This window comes from Streptomyces sp. NPDC057654 (assembly GCF_042800135.1).
Lineage (GTDB): Bacteria > Actinomycetota > Actinomycetes > Streptomycetales > Streptomycetaceae > Streptomyces.
Map to the genome: position 1 here is coordinate 1 of NZ_JBHVHQ010001426.1, position 1,238 is coordinate 1,238.

Genomic DNA, 1,238 nt, shown 5'->3' on the forward strand with positions numbered 1-1,238 from the left:
GGCCCGCGCGAGACGGAATCAGCCGGCACGGAGTCACCCGGCACGGAAGCGACCGGCACCGGATCAGCCGATGCGGATGCGGACGCCGCTACGCCCAGAGCTGGCCGTGCAGCGTCTCGACCGCGGCCTCCGTCGTCTCCGCGGTGTAGACGCCCGTCGAGAGGTACTTCCAGCCGCCGTCGGCCACGATGAAGACGACGTCCGCGGCGCGCCCGGCCCGCTCCTCCTTGCGGGCCACGCCGATCGCGGCATGCAGGGCCGCGCCCGTGGAGACGCCCGCGAAGATGCCTTCCTCGGCGAGGAGTTCGCGGGTGCGGCGGACCGCGTCCTCGGAGCCGACCGAGTAGCGGGTGGTGAGGACCGACTCGTCGTAGAGCTCGGGGATGAACCCCTCGTCCAGGTTGCGCAGCCCGTAGACGACGTCGTCGTAGCGCGGTTCGGCGGCGACGACGCTGATGCCGGGGACGTTCTCGCGCAGGTAGCGGCCGACGCCCATGAGCGTGCCCGTGGTGCCGAGGCCCGCCACGAAGTGGGTGACGGAGGGCAGGTCGGCGAGGATCTCGGGGCCGGTGGTGGCGTAGTGCGCGCCCGCGTTGTCGGGGTTGCCGTACTGGTAGAGCATCACCCAGTCCGGGTGCTCCCCGGCGAGTTCCTTGGCGACCCGTACGGCCGTGTTGGAGCCGCCCGCCGCGGGCGAGGAGATGATCTCCGCGCCCCACATGGCGAGCAGTTGGCGCCGTTCCTCGCTGGTGTTCTCCGGCATGACGCACACGATGCGGTAGCCCTTGAGCTTCGCCGCCATCGCGAGCGAGATGCCGGTGTTGCCGCTGGTCGGCTCCAGGATGGTGCAGCCGGGGGTGAGCCGGCCGTCCTTCTCCGCCTGCTCGATCATGTGCAGGGCGGGGCGGTCCTTGACGGAGCCGGTGGGGTTGCGGTCCTCCAGCTTGGCCCAGATGCGTACGTCCGGGGCCGGCGAGAGCCGCGGCAGCCGGACGAGCGGGGTGTTCCCGACGGCTGCCAGCGGGCTGTCGTAGCGCATCAGCGCATGCCGCCCGCGACGGCCGGGAGGATCGTGACGCTGTCGCCGTCGCTCAGCTCGGTGGTAATGCCGCCGAGGAAGCGGACGTCCTCGTCGTTGAGGTAGACGTTGATGAAGCGGCGCAGTTCGCCCTTCTCGACCAGGCGCTCGCGGATGCCGGGGTGGCGGCTGTCGAGGTCGACGATGAGCTCGTCGAGCG

The 1,238-nt window shown here is 71.3% G+C and carries 2 protein-coding genes; both read right to left on the minus strand.

What is annotated here, in order from left to right; all coding sequences use genetic code 11:
* Nucleotides 1–88: 88 nt before the first annotated feature.
* Nucleotides 89–1,039 carry a PLP-dependent cysteine synthase family protein gene (locus ACFU99_RS44095; protein ID WP_384404483.1) on the minus strand — a complete coding sequence of 317 codons (951 nt, stop codon included), beginning with the start codon at nucleotides 1,037–1,039 and terminating at the stop codon, nucleotides 89–91.
* Nucleotides 1,039–1,238, minus strand: a 200-nt coding sequence (locus ACFU99_RS44100; protein WP_384404485.1) for a MoaD/ThiS family protein, incomplete at its 5' end; no start/stop codon positions are given. The genes ACFU99_RS44100 and ACFU99_RS44095, both read right to left, overlap by 1 nt.